Source organism: Mesorhizobium sp. WSM3873 (assembly GCF_001672445.1).
In the GTDB taxonomy this organism is placed as follows: Bacteria; Pseudomonadota; Alphaproteobacteria; order Rhizobiales; family Rhizobiaceae; genus Mesorhizobium.
In genome coordinates, this window is sequence record NZ_LYTM01000056.1 from 159645 (window position 1) to 183410 (window position 23766).

20 protein-coding genes are annotated in these 23766 nt (G+C 64.5%); 12 read left to right on the forward strand and 8 right to left on the reverse strand.

The features are described 5' to 3' along the window. Positions 1 to 9 precede the first annotated feature (9 nt). A complete protein-coding gene (locus tag A9K71_RS28085; protein ID WP_067003743.1) occupies positions 10 to 1383 on the forward strand; it encodes an amidase in 1374 nt (457 codons plus the stop codon). Here A9K71_RS28085 and A9K71_RS28090 read toward each other — a convergent pair. Continuing rightward, positions 1377 to 2450 (reverse strand): FAD-binding oxidoreductase, encoded by a 1074-nt coding sequence (locus A9K71_RS28090; RefSeq protein WP_067003566.1) that lies wholly within the window; start codon positions 2448 to 2450, stop codon positions 1377 to 1379. The two genes, A9K71_RS28085 and A9K71_RS28090, sit on opposite strands and share 7 nt — an antisense overlap. 67 nt (positions 2451 to 2517) lie before the next feature. Next, complete coding sequence (locus A9K71_RS28095; protein WP_067003568.1) at positions 2518 to 4326, reverse strand: winged helix-turn-helix domain-containing protein; 1809 nt, start codon at positions 4324 to 4326, stop codon at positions 2518 to 2520. A gap of 204 nt (positions 4327 to 4530) precedes the next feature. On the opposite strand from A9K71_RS28095, the gene A9K71_RS28100 reads away from it, so the two are divergent. From A9K71_RS28100 to A9K71_RS28110, 3 genes are all read left to right on the forward strand, one after another. Then, positions 4531 to 4812 (forward strand): DUF4242 domain-containing protein, encoded by a 282-nt coding sequence (locus A9K71_RS28100; RefSeq protein ID WP_067003570.1) that lies wholly within the window; start codon positions 4531 to 4533, stop codon positions 4810 to 4812. A 135-nt stretch (positions 4813 to 4947) separates the two neighbouring features. Next, positions 4948 to 5190 (forward strand): DUF1127 domain-containing protein, encoded by a 243-nt coding sequence (locus A9K71_RS28105; RefSeq protein WP_067003572.1) that lies wholly within the window; start codon positions 4948 to 4950, stop codon positions 5188 to 5190. A gap of 123 nt (positions 5191 to 5313) precedes the next feature. Next, entirely contained in the window at positions 5314 to 6906 is a 1593-nt protein-coding gene (locus A9K71_RS28110) for a peptide chain release factor 3 (protein ID WP_067003573.1), read from the forward strand. 85 nt (positions 6907 to 6991) lie between these two features. Here the strand turns inward: A9K71_RS28110 and A9K71_RS28115 are convergent, their stop codons facing one another. Beyond that, on the reverse strand, positions 6992 to 7462 hold the full coding sequence (locus A9K71_RS28115; protein ID WP_067003575.1) for a VOC family protein: 471 nt from the start codon (positions 7460 to 7462) through the stop codon (positions 6992 to 6994). Between the two features lie 254 nt (positions 7463 to 7716). Between A9K71_RS28115 and ilvD the strand changes: the two genes are divergently transcribed. Further along, entirely contained in the window at positions 7717 to 9561 is a 1845-nt protein-coding gene (ilvD, locus tag A9K71_RS28120; protein WP_067003577.1) for a dihydroxy-acid dehydratase, read from the forward strand. A gap of 189 nt (positions 9562 to 9750) precedes the next feature. Here ilvD and A9K71_RS28125 read toward each other — a convergent pair whose 3' ends face one another. Next, positions 9751 to 11505, reverse strand: a complete 1755-nt coding sequence (locus tag A9K71_RS28125; protein WP_067003579.1) for an ABC transporter ATP-binding protein — start codon at positions 11503 to 11505, stop codon at positions 9751 to 9753. Positions 11506 to 11671: 166 nt separating this feature from the next. Here A9K71_RS28125 and A9K71_RS28130 point away from each other — a divergent pair, with 166 nt between their 5' ends. Together A9K71_RS28130 and A9K71_RS28135 are read left to right on the forward strand one after the other, a co-directional pair. Next, positions 11672 to 12952 carry an amidohydrolase family protein gene (locus tag A9K71_RS28130; RefSeq protein ID WP_067003581.1) on the forward strand — a complete coding sequence of 427 codons (1281 nt, stop codon included), beginning with the start codon at positions 11672 to 11674 and terminating at the stop codon, positions 12950 to 12952. 83 nt (positions 12953 to 13035) lie between these two features. Further along, positions 13036 to 13959 (forward strand): DMT family transporter, encoded by a 924-nt coding sequence (locus tag A9K71_RS28135; protein ID WP_067003583.1) that lies wholly within the window; start codon positions 13036 to 13038, stop codon positions 13957 to 13959. Between the two features lie 15 nt (positions 13960 to 13974). On the opposite strand, the gene A9K71_RS28140 is transcribed toward A9K71_RS28135, so the two are convergent. Further along, positions 13975 to 14877: a phosphotransferase family protein gene (locus A9K71_RS28140; RefSeq protein ID WP_156752776.1), complete on the reverse strand. Its 903-nt coding sequence runs from the start codon at positions 14875 to 14877 to the stop codon at positions 13975 to 13977. 95 nt (positions 14878 to 14972) lie between these two features. Here A9K71_RS28140 and A9K71_RS28145 point away from each other — a divergent pair, with 95 nt between their 5' ends. Further along, on the forward strand, positions 14973 to 15605 hold the full coding sequence (locus A9K71_RS28145) for a class I SAM-dependent methyltransferase (protein WP_067003587.1): 633 nt from the start codon (positions 14973 to 14975) through the stop codon (positions 15603 to 15605). A gap of 12 nt (positions 15606 to 15617) precedes the next feature. Here the strand turns inward: A9K71_RS28145 and A9K71_RS28150 are convergent, their stop codons facing one another. From A9K71_RS28150 to A9K71_RS31825, 3 genes are all read right to left on the reverse strand, one after another. After that, positions 15618 to 18071 carry an FAD-dependent oxidoreductase gene (locus A9K71_RS28150; protein WP_067003589.1) on the reverse strand — a complete coding sequence of 818 codons (2454 nt, stop codon included), beginning with the start codon at positions 18069 to 18071 and terminating at the stop codon, positions 15618 to 15620. Beyond that, positions 18068 to 18964: a phosphotransferase family protein gene (locus A9K71_RS28155; RefSeq protein ID WP_067003745.1), complete on the reverse strand. Its 897-nt coding sequence runs from the start codon at positions 18962 to 18964 to the stop codon at positions 18068 to 18070. Before A9K71_RS28155 ends, A9K71_RS28150 begins: the two co-directional genes overlap by 4 nt. 207 nt (positions 18965 to 19171) lie before the next feature. Further along, on the reverse strand, positions 19172 to 19360 hold the full coding sequence (locus tag A9K71_RS31825) for a hypothetical protein (RefSeq protein WP_127214944.1): 189 nt from the start codon (positions 19358 to 19360) through the stop codon (positions 19172 to 19174). Between the two features lie 4 nt (positions 19361 to 19364). On the opposite strand from A9K71_RS31825, the gene A9K71_RS28160 reads away from it, so the two are divergent. The 4 genes from A9K71_RS28160 to A9K71_RS28175 all read left to right on the forward strand — a co-directional run bounded on the left by A9K71_RS28160 (position 19365) and on the right by A9K71_RS28175 (position 23719). After that, positions 19365 to 20129: a DeoR/GlpR family DNA-binding transcription regulator gene (locus A9K71_RS28160; protein ID WP_067003591.1), complete on the forward strand. Its 765-nt coding sequence runs from the start codon at positions 19365 to 19367 to the stop codon at positions 20127 to 20129. A 53-nt stretch (positions 20130 to 20182) separates the two neighbouring features. Beyond that, positions 20183 to 21094, forward strand: coding sequence for a LysR substrate-binding domain-containing protein (locus A9K71_RS28165; RefSeq protein WP_067003593.1), 912 nt, complete (start codon positions 20183 to 20185; stop codon positions 21092 to 21094). Between the two features lie 281 nt (positions 21095 to 21375). Next, positions 21376 to 22530 (forward strand): ABC transporter substrate-binding protein, encoded by a 1155-nt coding sequence (locus tag A9K71_RS28170; protein ID WP_067003747.1) that lies wholly within the window; start codon positions 21376 to 21378, stop codon positions 22528 to 22530. A gap of 190 nt (positions 22531 to 22720) precedes the next feature. Beyond that, complete coding sequence (locus tag A9K71_RS28175) at positions 22721 to 23719, forward strand: ABC transporter ATP-binding protein (RefSeq protein WP_067003595.1); 999 nt, start codon at positions 22721 to 22723, stop codon at positions 23717 to 23719. Positions 23720 to 23766 lie beyond the last annotated feature (47 nt).

A 23766-nucleotide genomic window follows, 5' to 3' on the forward strand; every position in this document is an offset into this window, starting at 1 on the left:
TGCAGCACAATGGACATCGGATTTTCCTCGACTACCGAACTCGCGGCAGCAATTGCCCGGCGGAGAATCTCGGCCGTGGAGGCGCTCGATGCGCATCTGGCGCAGATCGACCGACATAACGAAGCACTGAACGCCGTCATCCTCCTCGACCGGGAAGGTGCGCTTCAGCGTGCCCGAGAAGCCGATGTGGCACTCGCCCGCAGCGCCGCGCTCGGCCCGCTGCACGGCGTGCCGTTCACGCTGAAGGATGCGCACGAGACCGCTGGCATGAAGACGACGGTCGGCTTCCCGCCATTTGCCGACTACGTTCCCAAGCAGGACAGCCCTGTGGTTGCTAGGCTAAAGAGAGCCGGCGGCGTGCTGGTCGGCAAAACCAATGTCGCCACCATGCTGGGCGACTGGCAGTCTGACAATCCGCTGTTCGGCCGCACCTGCAACCCTTGGGATCCGTCGCGCACAGCGGGCGGCTCCAGCGGCGGCGCCGCCGCTGCGGTTGCTGCGGGCATGACGCCCTTCGAGGTCGGCACCGACATGCAGAGTTCCATCCGCTTGCCCGCCGCCTTTTGCGGCGTCCACGGCCTGAAGCCGACCGAGCATCGCGTCTCGCTGGCCGGCGCTTTTCCCGACCCGGGCGGCATTCCGCGCAGCGTCCGCTTGATGTCCTGTGTCGGGCCGATTGCTCGCAATCTGGAGGACCTGGCGCTGATTTACCGGATCATTGCCGGTCCGGACGGCGGCGATACCGATCTGGCGCCGGTGCCCGTTGATCCCATATCGACGCTCGAGCTGAAATCGCTGCGCATCGCCTTCGCCGGCACCTTCCGCGGCTTTCCGGTGGCCGCCGAGATCGGCGCCGCGGTCGAGAGATTGGCTGCTAGGCTGGCTTCCGCCGGCGCGCACGTCGAGGAAGCCAAACTGCCGAAGCTCGACCTGCATGATGATCTCACCGAGGGCGGCAAGTTGATCGGCATGATGCTGGAGGCAGCGCACCCGGAACCGCCGGAACAGCCTGCGCCGGTGTCGCGCTGGTTCGCGGCGCGCGCTCGCCGCGACCGGTCGATCCTTGCTTGGGAGCGGTTCTTCGAAAGCTGTGATGCCTTGCTTTGCCCGGTCGCCATGACAACGGCCTTTCCGCACTGCAAGCCAGGCAGCGCGCTCAAGGTCGACGGCAAGGACGAGAGCTATTGGATGCTGCCGGCCTATGGCGCGGTCTTCAATTATTCCGGCCATCCGGCGCTGGCGATACCAGGCGGGCAGGACAGCAACGGGTTGCCCATCGGCCTGCAACTGGTCGGCAAGCGCTGGTCGGAGGCGAGACTGCTCGGCGTCGCTGCGGCGATCGCGCCGCTGACCGACGGGTTTCGCCGGCCGCCGGGCTACTGAGCGAAGCGCGACAGCGCATAAGGCGCGAGCAATGGATCGCGCTCGCCATCGACGATTTCGCAGGCCGCAAACAGGCCGATGGCGGGTGCCAGCGTGATGCCGGAATGGGTGACGGCGACATAGAGGCCGCCTACGCCGTCGGCGCGGCTGACAATTGGGAAACCATCGGTTGGAGTGGGACGATAGCCGACCGTATGGAAATCGTACTCCAGCCCGTCGGCGCCGCGCAGCATCGCTTTCACCGCTTCGAAAAGCTCAAGCGCGGTTGCCTCCGGGTTCTCGCCCGGATCGCCGCCGCCAAAATCCGAGCCGGCGATGATCCGGCCCTCGGCCGTCTGCCGCATATGCAGCCTCTCGGCCAGCACCAGGCCGTTGAGGAGTTTCCTGTAGGGTCGCGAATGCACGATCAGACCGGGCGGCGTCTTGATCGGCAACTGGACGCCTGCCGTCGCGGCGATCGCCGGGGCGCCGGCGCCGGCGGCGATCACCACCTCGTCGGCGGCGATGGTTTCACCCGCAACGACGACGCCGCTCAGCCTGCCGCCCGATAGAGTCAGTCTATCGACAGTCCCGGTAATAAGCCGCGCGCCGAGCCGTTCGGCGTCCGCCAGCAGCGCCTTTGCGGTCGCCACCGGCTCGGCCACGCCTTCCTCGGCGACATGAAGCGCAAAATCGGGAAGCTCGGTCAGGTTGGGCTCGATCCGAGCCGCCTGCTCGCGGCCGACCCGCTCGATGCCGTAGCCCCAGGACGCATGCTCGGCCGCATAGGCTTTGAGCTTGTCCGCCGGCAGGTCCCAGCACAGGCCGCCGCACCAGGCAAGCGGCAGGCCCGGCAGATCATTCGCCAAGCGTTTCCATTCGGCCATGGCCCGGATGCGCAGCCGGAAATAGGTCTCCGGATTGCCCCAGCTTGCGTTGATCCAGGCGAAGGAGTTGGGCGTCGCGACGCCGCCGGCGCCGCTTGTCGAGACGACCGTCACCCGCGCTCCGGCCTTCGCCAGATGCCAGGCGATCGATGCGCCGAGGATGCCGGCGCCGATGACGATGACTTGTTTTGCGCTGCTCATGTCATGACCTTCAGAGGAGATTTCCCCGTCATGCCATCGCGCCGGCCAGACCTCAAGCGAGAAGCGGCTAAGCGCCGCCCACCGCTATCTTCTGCGTCCCGACAAGCAGGCCCTTCAGCTCTTCGCAGCGCCGCGTGAGCCGTGAAGAGTCGACCTTCTTCGCTAACGCCAACGCTGTGCCGAGCTCCAACTCCGCGCCGGCACGATCGCCGAGCTGGATGAGCAGCGCCGCGAGCGCAAGCCTCGCATCGGCGACATTGACCGGCGAGCCGACCTCGCTCCAGCGTGAGCATGCAGTCTGCAACTCCCGAACAGCCTCGGTGGGGCGGTCTTCCCGTATGAAAAGTTCAGCCTTGGCCTCGGCGGACAGCGCCCGGATGGAGGCCATCGGCCAGCGCTGCGGCTGGCTCTCCAGCTCGGTGATGAGTTCTTTTGCGCGCTCGAGACGATTGGTGCGCGCCGCCACCTTGGCGAGAGTGGCAAGGACCATGCCTCGCCGCTGCAGCGTCGGCCAGCCGTGTCCGACCAGGGAGCGCTCGAGAGCGCTGAAGGCGGCCTCGGCCTGGCCTTGCTCCAGCTGCAGCAGCGCCAGGCCGGGCTGCGGATCCCAGCCGGCGGCATGGGACGCTCGATAGGCTGTTTCCGCCTCGGTGAGCTCTCCGGCGGCCAGATGAATGTCACCCAAGACACGCAGCGCATCGCCCGTCGCCCAGGGGGCGTCGACGGCGAGCTGGTCGAGCGCGGCGCGTACCAGCGCCTCAGCCTCCTTCAGCGTGCCGTGAACGCCGAGCACCTCGGCGCGATGCAGCCGGCAGGAGCCCGACAGATCCTCAAGCCCATGTCCCCTGCACCAGTCCTCATAGCCGAGGGTCCATTGGTTGGCCCTCGCCCAGTCGCCAAAATTCCGGCAGGCCCAAAGTATGTTGCAGTAGAGAATGCCGCCGACGACCGGGTCCACGTCGCTGGAGAGGCCGAGCGCGGCGGCGAAATCCTGGTCCTCCTGGCCGGATTTGGTCTCACCGAGGCAGAGCTTGAAAAAGCCGCGATAGATCAGCCCGAGCGACTCCACGACCGGATCTTCGAGATCCCTGCCAACCGCGAAAGCCTGTTCGGCAAGCGCAAGCGCCTGCTCCGGCTCGGCTTCCGCGCCCATGATGCGCGCTCCCATCCAGCACCACAGGCCGTGCTCCCTGCTGTCGGTTGCGCCATCGATCAGCTGCGCCGCCCGCTTGTGCCAGCCCTTGGCGACGGCAAGTTCCCCTCTCTCCAGATGAACCCTGGCCAGGCCGATTGCCGGGGACGCCGCTCGCAAGCGCTCGCCGGCCACGCCGTAGGCAGTCACCGCGCGCGCCAGAAGCGGGATGGCTTCAGCCGGGCGCCCCATGCACTCCAGCGCAAGTGCCCATTCCTCGAGATCGGCCGTCAGCAGCTCGCCAGCGGCATCCGCTTCGGTGAAGCAGGCCGCGGCCTCGTGCCATTTTCTGACAGCAACAGCTTCGCGTGCCGACAGAACCGGTGAACCGGGGCTCGAAAGCTTGCCGCCCGCGCCGGCCGGCCCGTTCGCCGAAATGGGCGGCAGGTCGAGGCAAATCCGGTAGCCGAAGCGGGGCAGGTTGCGCAGCGCCGTTTCCATGCCGCCCTGGCGAAGAACGCCGCGGGCAAGGCTAGCCACGCGCTGCAACGAAGCTTCCGTCACCGTCACGCCCGGCCATAGCGTTTCAAGCAATTCGTCTTTGCTCATGGCCCGGTCCCGGTGCCGCAGCAGGATGGCGAGGAAATCGAAGACCAGGGGCTGCACCTCGATCTCGCTTCCGGCGAGACGGAGGGCGCGAGCGTCCTCGTTAAGCTCGAAGTCGCCGAAGCAATAAGTTCCCATCGGCAGCAATCCTGTAACGGCAGTAGGCAAAGGATCGGAAGAAGATAAGGACGGCGTAAGGACTGTCGGCCGCCTCTTGCGCAATTCTCCGTCTGCCCGGCGAGCCATGCTGCAGTTTAGCTCAGCGGCCCCGGGAATGTCACCGGCATCGAATCTGGTCGAGCGTCCGGAGGCATTTGAACCCAAGATCAAGGAGATTGCGAAATGCAGAAATACATCATCGAACGTGAAATTCCCAAGGTCGGCACCTTCGAGCGCGAGCAGCTTCGCGACGCCTCCAAGGCCTCGAACGCCGTTCTCGCCGAGCTCGGCCCGGACATTCAGTGGGTCGAATCCTTCGTCGCGGATGACAAGACCTTCTGCGTCTACCTCGCCAAGGACGAGGCGATCATTCAGCGCCACGCCAAGATGAGCGGCTTCCCGGCCACCAAGATCACGCAGGTGAAGCGCCTGTTCGATCCGACGACGGCATACGCCGCCGCCTGATGGAGGGATCGATCGTGAAGTGCCTTTGCAGGCGAGCTGCGAGCACGATCGATCCTGATCTTCTGTCGGCCAAACCTTCGGGAGGGCCAGTCTGGGCCCTCCCGATTTCATCATTCAAACAGAGGAGGATAAACCATGACCATCCTTGGACAGGAGCTTGCGGCCAACCATTCCGCGCTCGGACGGTTCCTCGTTGCGATCCCCGAAATCTGCCGTTCCGGCGGAGGCGTGCTTGCGCGCATCCTGCGAAATCGCAGGGGTCGGGCCACGCTGGACGAATTGCCGGACTATCTGCTGCGCGACATCGGCATCGAACGGGCGGAGATACGTTTAGCTACCCGGTTGGGCCGCCAGGACCGTCATCGCGAGCGAACCTGAACGACCTAAGGTTCCTGTCAGGCCACATCGACTACGCTGTTCGGCCGTGCCGGTCTGCCCGAAACTGTCGACACGCCCAAAATGCGCTGCTAGAAGCCCGCGCCACAGACAGGATTCCAAAAATTGGCAGAAGACATCGAACAGGCGGTTTCGCGCCGCCGCACTTTCGCGATCATCGCCCACCCCGATGCCGGCAAGACCACGCTCACCGAAAAGCTGCTTCTGTTCGGCGGTGCCATCCAGCTTGCCGGCGAGGTCAAGGCCAAGAAGGATCGCATCCAGACCCGGTCCGACTGGATGAAGATCGAGCGCGAGCGCGGCATCTCGGTCGTCACTTCGGTGATGACCTTCGAATATGACGACAACGTCTTCAACCTGCTCGACACGCCCGGCCACGAGGATTTCGCCGACGACACCTATCGCACGCTCTCTGCGGTGGATTCGGCCGTCATGGTCATCGACGCCGCCAAGGGCATCGAGCCGCGCACGCTGAAACTGTTCGAGGTCTGCCGGCTGCGCGACATCCCGATCATCACCTTCGTCAACAAGATGGACCGCGAGAGCCGCGATCCGTTCGAAATCCTCGACGAGATCGAGCAGAAGCTGGCGCTGGACACAGCACCGGTTACCTGGCCGATCGGCCGCGCCAAGACCTTTTCGGGCACCTATCACCTGGCGCAGAACGCGGTGCGCCGGAGCGATGACGAGAAGGAGCGCACGCCGGTCAACGGCCCGGATTCCAACCGCGTCGCCGGGCTTTTGCCGGAAAACGAGCGCAACGACTTCATCGAGGAACTGGAGCTCGCGCGGGAAGCGTGCAGACCGCTCGACATCGACGCCTTCCGCGAAGGCCATCTGACGCCGGTCTATTTCGGCTCGGCGCTGCGCAATTACGGCGTGCGCGACCTGATCGAGGCGCTCGGCGCCTACGGACCGCCGCCGCGGGCCCAGGCAGCCGATGAACGCACGGTCGAGGCGACGGAGGGGAAGATGACCTCCTTCGTCTTCAAGATCCAGGCCAACATGGACCCCAACCATCGCGACCGCATCGCGTTCGTCCGCGTCTGCTCCGGCAAGCTGGAGCGCGGCATGAAGGCCAAGCTGGTGCGCACCGGCAAACCGATGAGCCTCTCGGCGCCGCAATTCTTCTTCGCCCGCACCCGCGTCACCGCCGACGAGGCCTTCGCCGGCGACGTCGTCGGCATTCCCAATCACGGCACACTGCGCATCGGCGACACGCTGACCGAGGGCGAGGAGATCCTGTTCCGCGGCGTGCCGAACTTCGCGCCGGAAATCCTGCGCCGTGTCCGCCTCGGCGATGCGATGAAAGCCAAGAAGCTGAAGGAAGCGCTGCATCAGATGGCCGAGGAGGGCGTCGTGCAGCTGTTCTCGCCTGAGGACGGCTCGCCGGCCATCGTCGGCGTTGTCGGCGCGCTGCAGCTCGATGTGCTGAAGGAGCGGCTTAACATCGAATACACGCTGCCGGTGGATTTCGAGATGTCGCGCTTCTCCGTTTGCCGCTGGATCTCGGCCGACGACAGGGCGGATGTCCAGCGCTTTATCGAGGCGCATCGCGGCGACATCGCCCGCGACCTCGACAACGATCCTGTCTTCCTCGCCCAGCACACCTTCTCGCTCAACTACGAGGCCGAGCGCTGGAAAGCGATCCGCTTCGCCGCGGTCAAGGACTATCAGGTCCGCGACAAGGCGGCGTGATTGTGGTGAATAGTGAATAGTGAATAGTGAATAGTGAATAGTAGTCGGGCATCCTCACCATTTACCATTCACTATTCACGCGTAATCACCCCTTCGCCGCTTCCTCGATCGTGGCGATGTCGATCTTGCCCATCTGCATCATCGCCGACATCACGCGCCCGGCCTTCGCTCTGTCGGGGTCCTGAAGCAGGCGCGGCAGTTGCTCCGGCACGACCTGCCAGGAAACGCCGAACTTGTCCTTCAACCAGCTGCAGCGTCCCGGTTCGCCGCCGCCTTCGGTGAGTCTGGCCCAGAAATAATCGACTTCTTCCTGCGTTTTGCAGTCGATCGACAGCGACATCGCCTCAGTGAACTTGTATTGCGGCCCTCCGTTGAGGGCTTGGAACTGTACCCCGTCGAGCTCGAACGAGGCGACCAGCACCTGGCCTTCCTGGGGATGGCCGTTGGGCCAGCGCGTGACGCTAAGCACCTTCGAATTCTTGAAGATGGCGACATAGTGGTTCATGGCCTCCTCGGCTTGGCCGTCGAACCAAAGGAAGGTGGTGATCTTCTGCATATCTTGCTCCTCCGACTTGTTCAGGTTGGCTCATCATCAAACGGCGCGCCGGCGATTTGGCGCGGCTTTCGTACCGTCTGCCTCAAGGACGGTTCGGCGCGGCGCGATCCGACAGCATTTTTCAAATTTCCTGAAGAATCGTGGCGCAGCGCAAAATTGTGGCAAGCCCGGACCTTGGCCGCTATAACCGCTGCCGACTGAAATACAGCGCCGCCGCGCCACGTTTGAGCGCGGCCAGCCAGCAAGGAATACCGATGCCCGCCTACCGTTCCCGCACCACCACCCATGGCCGCAACATGGCCGGCGCCCGTGGCCTGTGGCGTGCCACCGGCATGAAGGACAGTGATTTCGGCAAGCCGATCATTGCGGTGGTCAATTCCTTCACCCAGTTCGTGCCGGGCCATGTGCACCTGAAGGATCTCGGCCAGCTCGTCGCGCGCGAGATCGAGAAGGCCGGCGGCGTCGCCAAGGAGTTCAACACCATCGCCGTCGATGACGGCATCGCCATGGGTCACGACGGCATGCTCTATTCGCTGCCGTCGCGCGAGCTGATCGCCGATTCCGTCGAATACATGGTCAATGCGCACTGCGCCGACGCCATGGTCTGCATCTCCAACTGCGACAAGATAACGCCCGGCATGCTGATGGCCTCGCTGCGCCTCAACATCCCGACCGTTTTCGTCTCCGGCGGCCCGATGGAAGCCGGCAAGGTGGTGCTGGGCGGCAAGGCGCAGGCGCTCGACCTCGTCGACGCCATGGTGGCCGCGGCCGACGACCGAATTTCAGATGAGGACGTCAAGGTGATCGAGCGCTCGGCCTGCCCGACCTGCGGCTCCTGCTCGGGCATGTTCACGGCGAACTCGATGAACTGCCTGACCGAAGCGTTGGGTCTCTCGCTGCCCGGCAACGGCTCGACTTTGGCCACCCATGCCGATCGCAAGCGGCTGTTCGTCGAGGCAGGCCATCTGATCGTCGATCTTGCGCAGCGCTATTACGAGCAGGAGGACGACAGCGCGCTGCCGCGCAGCATCGCCTCCAAGGGGGCCTTTGAGAATGCCATGGCCCTCGACATCGCCATGGGCGGCTCGACCAACACGGTGCTGCACATCCTGGCTGCCGCGCATGAGGGCGAGGTCGACTTCACCATGGAGGATATCGACCGGCTGTCGCGCAAAGTGCCGGTGCTTTGCAAGGTGGCGCCGGCCAAGTCCGACGTGCACATGGAGGATGTTCATCGCGCCGGCGGCATCATGGCGATCCTCGGCCAGCTCGACCAGGCCGGGCTGATCAACCGCGATCTGCCGACAGTCCACACCGCAACGCTGGGCGAAGCGCTCGACCATTGGGACATCGCCCGCACTTCCGCAGAGAATGTGCGCGAGTTCTTCCGCGCAGCGCCCGGCGGCGTGCCGACGCAGGTCGCCTTCAGCCAGGATCGCCGCTGGGAGGATCTCGACACGAACCGCGAGACGGGCGTCATTCGCTCGGCCAAGACGCCGTTCTCGAAGGATGGCGGCCTCGCCGTGTTGAAGGGCAATCTGGCGCTCGACGGCTGCATCGTGAAGACGGCCGGCGTCGACGAGTCGATCCTGAAATTCACCGGTCCGGCCCGCGTCTTCGAAAGCCAGGACGCTTCCGTCAAGGCGATCCTCGGCAACGAGATCAAGGCGGGCGACATCGTCGTCATCCGCTATGAGGGGCCGCGCGGCGGCCCCGGCATGCAGGAGATGCTCTACCCGACCAGCTATCTTAAGTCGAAGGGCCTCGGCAAGGCCTGCGCGCTGATCACCGACGGCCGCTTCTCCGGCGGCACGTCGGGTCTGTCGATCGGCCACGTCTCGCCGGAAGCCGCCGAGGGCGGGCTGATCGGCCTGGTTCAGGAAGGCGACACGATCGAGATCGACATCCCGAACCGCAAGATCCATCTCGCCGTCAGCGAAGCCGAGCTCGACGCCCGCCGCAAGGCTATGGCGGCCAAGGGCGCGGATGCCTGGAAGCCTGAGGAAAAGCGCAAGCGCAAGGTGACGACCGCTTTGCGCGCCTATGCCGCCTTCGCCACCAGCGCCGACAAAGGTGCTGTCAGGAAAGTGCCGGAATAGGGCCGACCGCACCTTCTCCCCTTGTGGGAGAAGGTGGATCGGCGCGCAGCGCCGAGACGGATGAGGGGTGTTCCAGCTTGGCGACACCTTTCGCCAGCCAGAATTTCCAGCGCCTTACTCCGTCCAACACCCCTCATCCGGCCGCTTCGCGGCCACCTTCTCCCGCAAGGGGAGAAGGGGAAGCTGGCCCTACGGCATCAGCTGATATTCATAAAGCTTCTGATAGAGTCCGCCCTGTTTGAGCAGGGACTTGTGCGGGCCGCTTTCCAGCACCTTGCCGTTTTCCAGCACCACGATCGTGTCGGCTTGATGCACCGTTGACAGCCGATGCGCGATGACGATGGTCGTGCGTCCGACCGTGAGTTGCTGCAGCGCGTCGCGGAACAGCGCTTCCGACTCGGCGTCCAGCGCGCTGGTCGCCTCGTCGAGCAGCAGGATCTCGGCATTGCGCAGCATGGCGCGCGCGATCGAGATGCGCTGGCGCTGGCCGCCGGACAGCAACGAGCCGTTCTCGCCCACCTCCGTCTCGTAGCCCTTGGCCATGGCGCTGATGAAGTGATGCGCGTTGGCGGCCTTGGCCGCGGCGATCACCTCCTCGTCGGTCGCGTCCTGACGCCCGAGACGTATGTTGTGCATGATGGTGCCGGCGAACAGGAACGTGTCCTGGCTGACATAGGCAATCTTCTGCCTGAGTGAATCGAGCGTGGCGAAGGAGATGTCCTGGCCGTCGAACATCACCTTGCCGCTCTGCGGGTCGTACATGCGCATGATCAGGTTGAGGATCGTCGACTTGCCGCCGCCGGAAGGTCCGACCAGCGCCGTCATCTTGCCGGCCGCCAGGGTCAGGTTGAGCTGTTCGAAAACCGGCGGGCTCTCGGGATAGGCGAAGCTGACACTGTCGAAGCGGATTTCGCCCGGGCCCGGCTGCAGCGGCTTGGCGCCGGGCTTTTCGGCCAGCGTCAGCGGCCGGTCGGCAAGCTGGAACATCATGCGCACGCCGACAATGCCGGTCTCCAGCGAGATGCGGACGCGCGCCAGCCGCTTGGCCGGCTCATAAGCGAGCAGCAGCGCCCCGATAAAGGCCATGATGTTGCCCGGCATCTGGCCGCCCTGCAGCACCAGGAAGCCGCTGATGAAGACTGCGCCGGCAATCGCAAGACCGGCAAGCGTTTCCATCACCGGGCTGGTGGCTGCCTCGAGCGTCGCGATGTTGTTGGCGCGGTTCTCGACGTCCGACACGGCCTTGTACATGCGCTTGCGCATCGCGCCTTCGAGATTGAAGGATTTGACGACGCGCACGCCGATTGCCGTTTCCTGCATCACATGCACGATCTGGCCGAGCGAGCGGAATTCCATCTTGGCGATCTGACGCACGCGCTTGAGAATGCTGTTGACGCCGTAGATCGCCACCGGTCCGACGACGAAGCAGATCAGCGACAGCGCCGGCTGCTCCCAGACCATCACTGCGACCAGCACGATCAACGTCACCAGATCGCGCACATAGGACGTGACGACGAGGTCGAGCACGCTGCGCGCGGCTTGGGCGTTGTTGGTCATGCGGGTGATCAGGTCGGACGACGAGGTCGAATGGTAGAATTCGATGCCTTGCGCCAGGATCCGGTCATAGATCTTTCGCTGCCTATCGGCGATGATGGCATTGCCGACCCGGCTCATGAAATAGGCCTGAACGAAGGTCGCCAGGCCCTTGAGGACGAAGATAGCGGCGACCGCGGCCGCGATCAGGTTGACGCGATCCGCTCTCTTGTAGACCACGAATTCGTTGGTGATCTCCTTCAGGATCCATGCGCTTGCCCCCGTCATGGCGGCCACCACCAGCATCGACACAATGGCCGCGCCATAGCCGAATTTATGCTCCCGGAAAGATTCTCGTACCAGCCTTGCGACAAGGCGCTGGTTCTCCGTCGAGCGGAAGAAGCGAAACAAACGGCCGATCCTGTGTCTGGCTTAGCAAATTTCGGATTCGCCACGGGGGCGAGAGGCGGCTTATAGAGCGAGTTGGCGCCGGAGGAAACGCCGGCAGGGAAGAAACGGCTGCGGCGGGCCGCCTTTCCGATCACGATAACGCTGATTCTACCAAAGGGATGATGACATGGATTTCGACCTCATCGTGCGCGGCGGCACGCTGCCGGACGGCAGGATCGCCGATATCGGCATCGCTGGCGAAACCATCGCCGCGATCGAGCCTCAGTTGCAAGGCGCAGCTCGGAGCGAGGTCGACGCGCGCGGCAATCTTGTCACGGCGCCCTTCGTCGATCCGCATTTCCATATGGACGCCACGCTCTCCTATGGCATTCCGCGCATCAACGCTTCGGGCACGTTGCTCGAAGGCATTGCGCTCTGGGGCGAGTTGAAGCCGCTCCTGACGCATGAGGCCGTGCGCGACCGCGCGCTCGCCTATTGCGACTGGGCGGTGTCGATGGGCCTGCTTGCCATCCGCACCCATGTCGATGTCTGCGACGACCGGCTGCTTGCCGTGGAAGCTCTGCTGGACGTGAAGAAAACGGTCGCGCCCTATCTCGACCTGCAGCTGGTCGCCTTTCCGCAGGACGGGTTTTATCGCTCGCCGACGGCCCGCGAAAACACAATCCGGGCGCTGGATATGGGCGTCGACATCGTCGGCGGCATCCCGCATTTCGAGCGCAGCACGGGCGACGGCACCCGCTCGGTGACGGAGCTCTGCGAGATCGCGGCGAAGCGCGGCCTGATGGTCGACATGCATTGCGACGAGACCGACGACCCGCTTTCGCGCCACATCGAGCAGCTTGCCTATGAAACGCAGCGCCTCGGCTTGCAGGGCAGGGTGGCGGGCTCGCACCTCACCTCGATACATTCCATGGACAATTACTACGTCTCGAAGCTGTTGCCGCTGATCGCCGAGGCCGGCGTCTCTGCGATCCCCAATCCGCTGATCAACATCATGCTGCAGGGGCGCCACGATACCTTCCCCAAGCGGCGCGGCCTGACCCGGGTGAAGGAGATGCAGGCGCTCGGCATCCGCGTCGGCTGGGGCCAGGACTGCGTGCTCGACCCATGGTATTCGCTGGGCACGGCGGACATGCTCGACGTGGCCTTCATGGGCCTGCATGTCGCGCAGATGTCGAGCCCGGCCGACATGGCGCGCTGCTTCGACATGGTCACCAACGTCAACGCCGCCATCATGGGGCTTGATCATCTGGGTCTGACCGTCGGCAAGCGGGCGAGCCTTGTCGTGCTCGACGCCGGCAATCCGATCGAGGCCGTCCGCCTGCGCCCTGAGCGCCTCTGTGTCATCGCCAGGGGCAAGGTGGTGGCCGAACGGACCAGGCAGGAGACGCGGCTGTCGATCGCCGGTCGGCCGGAGAACGTCAACCGCAGGTACAAATCCGCGTAGCGCCAGCCGATTTCCGCCGCTGGTCTTACGGATCGTCCGAATTTCCCTCCTCAAAGCGACAGATTGCGAGTAGGGAGCCGGGCATGGCCCAGTTCCTCGCCCGCAATCTTACGATCAAGAATGTCCTGCTCGCCGGCATTCTCTTGATGCTGGCCGGCGACTTCATGTTCGCGCTGAACGACGCGATGGGCAAATGGCTGGTCGCTTCCTTCTCGGTCGGTCAGGTGGTGTTGGTTCGCTCCATCGGCGCCTTCTTGGTGCTTGGGCCGATGATCGCCAACCAGGGCGCAGGCAAGCTTTTTCAGGTGGAAAGGCCGGTGCTGCAGGTCTTGCGCGTCGCGGCGACCACGCTCGATACCGGGCTGTTCTATGCCGCGGTCGTCTATCTGCCGCTCGCCGACGTGATGAGCTTCTACATGGCCGGACCGATCTATGTCGCCGCGCTCTCGCATCTCCTGCTCGGCGAGAAGGTCGGCTGGCGGCGCTGGCTGGCGATCCTGGTCGGCTTCTGCGGTGTGCTGATCATCCTGAAGCCATCGTCGGCCGCGTTTTCGCTGTCATCGGCCTATGCGCTGATCGGCAGCATTGCCTTCGGCTTCGCCATCATTCTCGGCCGGCGTTTGCGCGGAACGAGTGACACGACGCTGGTCACCTGGCAGACCATCGGCACGTTGATTGTCGGCGGCGTCCTGACCATCGGCGCCTGGCGTACGCCGTCGGCGCTCGATTTCGGCGCCATGCTTTTGCTCGGCATTGTCTCCTGCGCCGCCCATCTGATGATCACCCGGGCGCTGAAGCTGGCGCCGGCGTCAACGCTGGCGCCGCTGCATTACAGCCTGCTCCTGTGGGCCATTGTCTTCGGCCTGGTCTTCTTCGGCGATGTGCCGAGCCCGCGGATACTCGCCGGCTCGGCCATCGTTGTGCTCGCCGGCATCTTCATCTTCCATCGCCAGAAGGTGGTGGAAACCGTCGTGCCGCCCGAGAACGTGCCGAAAGGCGTCAACTAGGATCCAGGCCTGCGCTCACCCCTCTCGCACAGCAGCGAGGTGGCGTGAAAACTCGGGCGTCTCCATCAGCGCCTTGCAGCGGGCGAAGCGTCCGTCCGCATAGGCGCGGAAATCGTCGACCGGGTTGTTGTTGGCGAGCTGGATCAGCCCCCACAGCGTCCAGAGCAGGTCGCACATGGCCTTGTAGATGACGACGCGGCCGCGCTCGGCCGGCCTTGCTTCGCCGCCGAAATAGGCGCGCATCAGCTCTTCGTCCTGGCCGGCGTCGAACTTGCCTTCGACCGAGAGGTCGCCGAGATCCCACAACGGATCGTTCATGCCGGAGTACTCCCAGTCGACGATCCACATCCGCTCCCCGGTATCGAGAAAGTTTTCGCAGAGCGGATCGCAGTGGCAGGCAGCAAGCTGGATCGGGTGCGTGACCAAAGCTTCGCGCACGCTGCCCGCCTCGCGCACCACGTCGTGATAGCCGGGCGGCAGGGCCACATCCTTGGTCGACAGCACGTTCAGATAGTCGTCGATCATCGCAAACAGCTCGAAGCGGAAGGGGAAGACCGCGCCGGACGCATGCAGCTCGCGGAAGGCTGCGCCAGCACGCGCCGGACTGCCCTGTCTGGCCTTGAACTTCTCCGGCGACATGGTCTCGGCGTCGGCGACGAAGCGCGTTGCCATCAAGCCGGATGCGGGATCGGCAAAAAGCACCTCCGGGCTGACGCCGGCCTTGGCCGCCTCGCGCGCCGCCACTGCCTCGTTGGCGCGGTTGATATATTCCTCCGTGCCCTTGCCGGGAATGCGCAGGCAGACCTCGCCGGCCTTGTAGACACGGTTGGTAAGGCCGCCCAGCCGCTCCAGCGGCCCCTCGTATCCGGCAAGCGCCGGAATGGCGGCTAGCGCCGCGCGCGCCTCTTCCATCGTCACCCCCTTAACCATCACGCCATGTTTATGGCGGAACGGTTCCACAGTTTTTGCCGCTTGGCTACCATGGCGGACACGAATCGGCGGCGGGAGCGGCAATGGTGGACGGCAAGCACAGCAGCGCGCTAAGCGCGGCCTATGCCGCAACACGGCCGGACGAAGTGGCCGCAATCTACGATAGCTGGGCCGAAACTTACGACGCCGATATGTCGGCGGCCGGCTATCGCCATCCGACCATCTGCCTGGCCCTGCTGGCCCGCCATCTGCCGCGCGGCGCGGAACCTGTGCTCGACGCCGGCGCCGGCACCGGGCTGATCGGCGAATGGCTCGCCATCACCGGCTATCCACGTGTCGAGGCGCTCGACATCTCGCAAGGCATGCTGGACAAGGCCGGCGCCAAGGGCGTCTACACGGCGCTGCATCGTCTGGCGCTGGGCGGCGCCTTGCCTTTCGCGGACGGCGCCTATGCCGGCATCGTCTCGGCCGGCGTCTTCACCTCCGGCCATGCCGGCGTCGAGGGGCTGGACGAACTGATCCGCATCTGCCGTCCAGGCGGCATCATCGTGCTGACGATCAAGAACACGCTCTGGCAGGCCGGCTTTGCCGATCGCATCGCCGCGCTCGAAGCGGAGGGCGTCATAACCCGGCTTGAAGAGACACGGCCTTACGCCTCGATGCCCGGCGAGGCCGATGCGGTGCCAAGCAGGGGTCTCGTGCTGCGCGTCGGTTGACCGCTTTCCTGCTTAAGCCTTTATCTTCTCTCCGGCCGGATCGTACATCGGCTCGAGATGGATCTTTGCCGGCATGCGCTCCATCGCCACCACCAGTTCATAGGCGCCGGAGGCGAGGAAGTCGTCGCTGACGCCATCGGCGTTGCGCACATAACCATAGCCGATGTTCTTCTCCACCGCATAGCCATAGCCTCCGCTGGTAAGATAGCCGACCGGTTGGCCGTTGCGCAGGATCGTCTCGCGTCCGGCCAGGACGACGTCCGGATCATCGACCGTGAAGCCGGCAAAACGTTTTGTCAGCGGCTGGCCGGCCGCCTTCTCCAGCGCCCGCCGCCCGATGAAGTCGTTGTTCTTCCTGAGCTTCACCGCCCAGCCGAGGCCCGCTTCCTGCGGCGTGTCGTTCGGCGTGATGTCCGACCCCCAGGCGCGATAGCCCTTTTCCAGCCGCAGCGATTCCAGCGCCCGGTAGCCGACCGGGCGGATGCCATGCTGTTTCCCGGCTGCCATGAGGGCATCAAAAATCTCGCCCGTCGCGGCGATCGGCACATGCAACTCCCAGCCGAGCTCGCCGACATAGGTCACCCGCAGCGCCCGCACGGTGTGGCCGGCGATGTCAATCTCGCGCGCGTGGCCGAAGGCGAAGGCGGCGTTGGAGACATCCGCACCCGTTACCGCCGACAGCACGTCGCGGGCACGTGGCCCCATCAGCGACAGCGTGCCGAAATCCTCGGTCACGTCTTTGAGCGCCGCGTCGAGTTCCTGGCCGAGATGGTCGCCGATCCACGAAAAATCATGCGTGCGGAAACCGGTGCCGGTGACGATGTAGAACCTGTCCTCGCCGAGCCGTGCCACCGTGAGGTCTGCTTCGATGCCGCCGCGCGTGTTGAGAAGCTGCGTATAGGTCAGCCGGCCGACCGGCTTGTTGATGTCGTTGGCGCAGATCCAGTCGAGCGCCTTCAGCGCATCGGCACCGGTCATCTCATATTTGGCAAAGGAGGATTGGTCGAAGATGCCGACTTTGTCGCGCACATGGCGGTGCTCGTCGCCGACCGGGGTAAACCAGTTCTGCCGCCCCATCGAATAGACGTCTTCCGGCTTGATGCCATCGGGCGCGAACCAGTTCGGCCGCTCCCAGCCGAGCTTGGAGCCGAACACGGCACGGTGGGTTTTCAACCGCTCGTAAAGCGGCGAAACGATGCGCGGCCGGCCGGACAGATACTCTTCGTGCGGAAAACCGATCGTGTAGTGCTTGCCATAGGCTTCCAGCGTGCGGTCGCGGACCCAGCCGCGGTCGTGGTGCAGACCGGAGAACCGCCTGATGTCGACCACCCAAAGGTCGAGCGGCGCCTCGCCGTCGACCACCCATTGCGCCAGCACCCAGCCGGCGCCGCCGCCGGACGCGATGCCGAAGGCGTTGAAGCCGGCGCCGACGAACATGTTGGCGCATTCGGGCGCGACACCAAGGATGAAATTGCCGTCCGGGGTAAAGCTCTCCGGCCCGTTGATCATTTGCTTGACGCCGACATTGGCCAGCGCCGGCACCCGCTCGATCGCCTGGGCCATATGCTGCTCGAAGTGGTCGTAATCGTCATCGAACAGGCGGAACGCCCAGTCGTTGGGCACGTCGCCCCCTGGGAGCTCAGTCGTCCAGGCCTGCGGGTTCGGCTCATAGCCGCCCATCACTAGCCCGCCGACCTCTTCCTTGAAATAGGTGCGGCGGTCGGGGTCGCGGATTGTCGGCGCGTCGTTGGCCAGCCCCTCGATCTTCTCGGTGATGATGTACTGGTGCTTGACCGGCTGCAGCGGCACGTTGATGCCGGCCATCGCGCCGACCTGCCTCGCCCATTGCCCGGCGCAGTTCACCACCTTGTCGCAGGCAATATCGCCCTTTTCGGTCTTCACCGCGGTGATGCGTCCGTCCGTCATCTCTAATCCGGTGACGCGCGCGTCCTCGAACAGTTTGGCGCCATGCATGCGCGCGCCCTTGGCGAGCGATTGGGTGATGTCGGAGGGGTTGGCCTGGCCGTCGGTCGGCAGCCAGGAGGCGCCGACGAGGTCGCCGGTTTCCATCAGCGGCCACGTGCGCTTCACCTCGGCGGGCGACAGCAGCTGCATGTCCATGCCGAAGCTTCTTGCCGTCGTCGCCAATCGCTTGAACTCGGTCCAGCGGTCGGCGTTGGTGGCGAGCCTGAGGCACCCGGTCATTTTCCAGCCGGTCGCCAGTCCCGTCTCGGCCTCGAGCCCCTTATAGAGCTCGACGGAATATTTGAGCACGCGGGTTATCGAGGCCGACGAGCGCAGCTGCCCGACCAGTCCGGCCGCGTGCCAGGTCGAGCCCGAGGTCAGCTTGCCTTGCTCCAGCAGCACCACGTCGGCCTTGTGGTCGCGCGCCAAATGATACGCGGTCGAGCAGCCGATGATGCCGCCGCCGATGACCACGATGTCGGCATGGCTGGGCAAAGTCATGATCTTGTCCCGTATCTCGTCCGGTAGTTTTCCAGTGCAGCGTCGAGCCGCACCAGGTTTTCTTCGGTATAGGCGACGTAGTCGATGCCGGGCGCGTCGAGATAGAGCTCGGAAACCATGCTCCACATTGCTTCGCGCAGCAGCGAGGCGCATTGCATGGCCGCGTGCGAGCGGCGGATCTCGCTGTCCGGCTCCTTCATGAAATAGGCGGTCAGGAAGGCGAAGGATTCCTCGTCGCTCATGCCCGCATTCGAGGCGGCGCCGGCCAGATCGAACATGGCCGTGTTGAAGCCGGCATATTCGAAATCGATCAGCCACAGCCGCTTGCCGTCGTCGAGGATGTTGGCCGGCAAAAGATCATTGTGGCCGAAGACGATCGGCAAAAGCTTCTGCGCCCGTTCGAGCTCGTCGGCTAAAGCGCGATAGCGCGGCAGCTCGTCCTTCTTGCGGCTGCCACCTTCCTCGAGCGTGCGCGCATAGTCGCGGATGACATGAAAGACCCAGAACATGAAACCGGCGCCGGAGACGTGGTTCGGCATCTCGCGGTGAAAGCGCCGCAGCAGCGCCGCCACGCGGCCGAGATCGGCGCGTACATCCTCGGCGAGGAAGGTCCTGGCGCCGAGAAACTGGGTCACCAGAATTCCGGGCTCGGCGTAGTGGACGGCTGGCGCGAAACCGGCCGCATGCGCCGCCCGCGCCGTCATCACCTCGCGCTCGCGAAAGACATGGTGGAACGGGAAGTCCTGGCCGAAGCGCACCACGTGCCGGCCGGCGGCGTCGGTAACGACATAGTTGGCGTTGCTGAGGCCGCCGGGCAGCGGCTCGATCTCGATGCCGCCGCTCCAGCAGGGCAGGGCGCGGATGCGGTCTTCGGTGGTTGCGGCGGCGCTCACGGGTTCGGTCCTGCTTCGGCCGGCTTTCGACAAAGCGCCGGTCTCTCACAAAGCGATGAGAGAAAAAAGAAAGGCCTCGTCGGTGCGGGATGCCGGGATTGATATCCCTCACCACACCGACGAGCCCCTTGGCCAGGCTTAGGATCCCGGCATCCGCCCCCGCGGATTCGAAAAAAGCTCGCGCCAGGCACGTTCCAGAAAATCTGGTCAGTCGATTGCGGCTCTGCCATCACCCTCCTGTGGCAGTTCCGAGCCTGTCACGACAACAATCTCACGCCAGCGTGATGTTGCTGTCAATAAAAAGCTGTGACCTTTTTTGGGTGTTTTGCCCGAAAATATGAGCAATTCCTTTAAAAGCGTTAGGAATGCCGTAGAATCGGTCAAAATCCCGGACATCCACATGATCCACTCGAAACGGCACGGCGAGATCCTGCGGCTCCTCGGTGAGGAGGGCACGATCACCATCGCCAGCCTGGCCGAGCGCCTGGGCGTGTCGCTGGAGACGGTCAGGCGCGACGTGAAACCGCTGACCGATGACGGGGCATTGCTCAAGATGCATGGCGCCGTCAGCCTGCGCTCGATGACAGGCGAGGCGCCGTTCGAGCGCCGCATGCGCGAGAATGCCGAGGCAAAGCGTCTGATTGCCCGCATGGTCGCGGCCACCATCCGCGACGGCGAGTCGATCATGCTCGACACCGGCACCACCACGTCCTTCCTGGCGCGCGAACTGCTCGGCCATCGCCGCCTGACGGTGGTCACCAATTCGTCCGACATCGCCCGTACGCTGGCGACGGTGAACGGCAACAAGGTCTATATGGCCGGCGGCGAGCTGCGCAGCGATTCAGGCGCTGCCCTCGGCGTCGCGGCGATCGAATTCGTAAGCCGCTTCTCGGTCAGCCACGCGGTGATCTCCATCGGCGCGGTCGACGCCGTCGCCGGCCTGACCGACTACGAGCTGGAGGAGGCGGAATTCGCCCGCATGGTGTTGTCGCGCGGGCAACGCTCGCTGGTCGTCACCGACCATACCAAGTTCGGCCGGCAGGGCCTGGTTCAGGTCTGCGGCTTCGACGGTTTCTCCGAGCTTGCCACCGACCAGCCGCCGCCGCGCGACATCGCCGCCGCTCTCAGCCAGGCCGGCGCGCGTCTCAGCATTGCGATGGCCTAGCGCCGGATGCGCCAACGGCTTTCCTTCCCGGCCGCGCCGGTGTTTAGTCGGGCATGGCCTTCACCATCCGCCAGCTCCAGTTCTTCGTCGCCGTCGCCGAGCAGGGCACGGTCTCGGGCGCCGCGCAGAACCTCTCCATCTCGCAATCCTCGGTCACCGAGGCGATCAAGGAGCTGGAGAGCGATCTCGGAGTCGAGTTGTTCGACCGCCACCCGCGCGGCCTCAACATCACCCATAAGGGGCACCAGTTCCTGCGCCACGCGACGAAAATCCTGGCCGACGTTTCCGATGCGCGCCGCGCTTTCCTCGGCGATCAACTCACCGCGGGCGGGCGGCTGCAGCTCGGGGTCACCTCGCTTGTTGCCGGCTACGTGCTCTCCGATCTGCTGGCTCGCTACCGCCGCGCGTATCCAAGCGTCGAAGTCTCGGCGATCGAGGACAATGGCGACTATCTCGAGCATCTGCTGGTCGGCGGCAAGCTCGACATCGCCGTCATGGTCACGTCGAATTTGCGCGATCGCACCGCGCTGCAGTCGGAAATCCTCGAAGTCTCGGCCTATCGGCTCTGGCTGCCGCTCAGCCACAAGCTCGCCAGCGCCGACATTATCTCGATCGGCGACATCGCTTCCGAACCGCTGATCATGCTGACCGTCGACGAGATCGAGGAGAACACCGGCAAGCTGCTGTCGGCGCTCGGTGCGAGACCGCATGTCGCCTTCCGCACCCGCTCCGTCGAGGCCGTGCGCAGCCTCGTCGCCACCGGCGCCGGCGTGGCGCTGCTGCCCGATCTCGTCTATCGTCCCTGGTCGCTGGAAGGCGACCGCATCGAATCCCGCGATATCTCCGGCTCGCTTCCGGTCGTCCAGGTCGGCATGGTTTGGCGCCGCGGTTCCAGCCTGCCGCAGGCCGCCCGCGACTTTATCGGACTTGCCCAGTCGCAGCGCATGGTCCGGCAGCGGCTCTGATCAGAGCGATTCCAGCAAAGTGTGAACGGTTGGGCTCGGCGACTTCGTCGCAACCTTCCGTCCGGAATGGCGTCGGAAAGAGTATCGGAAAATCCGATATCGGGTTTCTGATAAATGGATTTGCGAAACCGGAATTTTCACAGCACTTTTCGCTCAGGCAACAAAGCCGCTCGTGAGCGCGGCTGCCGGGGTGATGGGAACTCTGGCGTTCAGGTTTGCGCGTGATCCTTGTTGAAAACCGGATCGGTTTCGGGGTCATGGGCCAAAATGGGAGATCGATGATGAATGCATTCCTGAAGTCATGCACGGCGTTGACGGTTGCGCTGACCTTCTCGGGTCAGGCGATCGCCCACGTCAAGGAAGTCGGCAAGGGCGAGGGCGAGCTGAATATCGTCGCCTGGCCGGGCTATATCGAGCGGGGCGAGACCGACAAGAACTACGACTGGGTGACCGCCTTCGAGAAGGAGACCGGCTGCAAGGTCAACGTCAAGACCGCCAATACGTCGGACGAGATGGTCTCGCTGATGAACGAGGGCGGCTTCGACCTGGTGACGGCTTCTGGTGATGCTTCTCTGCGCCTCGTCGCCGGCAAGCGCGTGCAGCCGATCAACACCGACCTCATCAAGAGCTGGAAGACGGTCGACGACCGTCTCAAGGACGCGCCCTGGTTCACCGTCGACAAGGTGCATTACGGCGTGCCCTACCAGTGGGGCCCGAACATCTTGATGTACAACACCACCGTGTTCAAGGAGGCGCCCAAGAGCTGGAACGTCGTTTTCGAGGAGATGAAGCTGCCCGATGGCAAGTCGAACAAGGGTCGTGTCCAGGCCTATGACGGCCCGATCCATATTGCCGATGCCGCCAACTACCTGATGTTCCACAAGCCGGAACTGGGCATCAAGGATCCGTACGAGCTCAGCGAAGACCAGTACAAGGCGGCGCTCGATCTGCTGCGCACCCAGCGCACCCTGGTCGGCCGCTACTGGCATGACGCCGCGATTCAGGTCGACGATTTCCAGAACGAAGGCGTCGTCGCCTCCGGCTCGTGGCCGTATCAGGTGAACACGCTGGTCGCCGCCAAGAAGCCGGTCGCCTCGACCGTGCCGGAGGAGGGCGTCACCGGCTGGGCCGACACCACCATGATGGAAGCCGACGCCGCCCATCCGAACTGCGCCTATATGTGGCTCGAGCACTCGCTCTCGCCCAAGGTCCAGGGCGATGTGTCGTCCTGGTTCGGCTCGCTGCCGGTCGTGCCCGCCGCCTGTAAGGGCAATGAACTGCTTGGCGACGAGGGCTGCAAGACCAACGGTTACGACAATTTCGAGAAGATCAAGTTCTGGAAGACGCCGATATCGAAATGCGCCAGCCAGAATGACAAATGCGTGCCCTATTACCGCTGGGTGTCGGACTATATCGGCGTCATCGGCGGGCGGTGAGTTCGCCTGGCTTTTAGAAGTTGGCGCTGCCCCTCACCCTTACCCTCTCCCCGTGAAGAACGGGGAGAGGGGTCGCCAGCGCTGGAGTTTGTCCCTTGTCCCCCGTCTTTCACGCGGAGAAGGTGCCGGCAGGCGGACGAGGGGCAGCACAGACGCCCGAATTTGAGAGCCTGAACCTTCAGGACAGATCATGACCTCCGCCGTTTCCTTCAAACAAGTCTCGCGCCATTTCGGCAGCGTGCGCGCCGTCGATGCGGTCGATCTCGACATCGCGCCGGGCGAGTTCTTCGCCATGCTCGGGCCGTCCGGTTCCGGCAAGACGACCTGCCTCAGGCTGATCGCCGGCTTCGAGCAGCCGACGGCCGGCTCGATCTCCATCTTCGGCGAGCGGGCCGAAGGCGTTCCGCCCTATCGCCGCAACGTCAACACCGTTTTCCAGGACTACGCGCTGTTCCCGCATCTGAACGTGCTCGACAACGTCGCTTACGGGCTGATGGTCAAGGGCGTCGGCAGGGTCGAACGGCTGAAGGCGGCGGAAGAGGCGCTCTCGCTGGTGCGCCTGCCGGGCTATGGGGCCCGGCGCCCCGGCCAGCTCTCCGGCGGCCAACGCCAGCGCGTCGCGCTTGCCCGGGCCCTCGTCAACCAGCCCAAGGTGCTGCTGCTCGACGAGCCGCTCGGCGCGCTCGACCTCAAGCTGCGCGAGAACATGCAGGAGGAACTGAAGTCGCTGCAGAAGGTGCTCGGCATCACCTTCGTCTTCGTCACTCACGACCAGGGCGAAGCGCTTTCCATGGCCGACCGTGTTGCCGTCTTCAACGACGGCAGAATCATGCAAGTCGGCACGCCTGAGGACATTTACCAGCGGCCGAGGACACGCTTCGTCGCCGATTTCGTCGGCTCGTCCAACGTGCTGCCGCCGGATTTCGTGCAGCGCTATTCCGGCCAGCATCGCTGGGGCAGCCTCAGGCCTGAATCCATCCGCGTATCGGGCGCGACGAGCGGCGATGGCGTTGCCGCGCGTCTGGTCGGGACCAACTATCTCGGCGCCACCACAAGGCTGGCGCTGGATGCCGATGGGCTGAGGCTGCATGCCATGGTGCCGGCGGGGACCGCGCTCCCTGCCGAAGGCGAGGCGGTGATGCTCACCTTCAACCGCGAGCACCTGCATCTGATGGACGAGTCGGCATGATTGCGGTTTGTGCAAAGCACCGCCCTCTGTCCTGCCGGATATCTCCC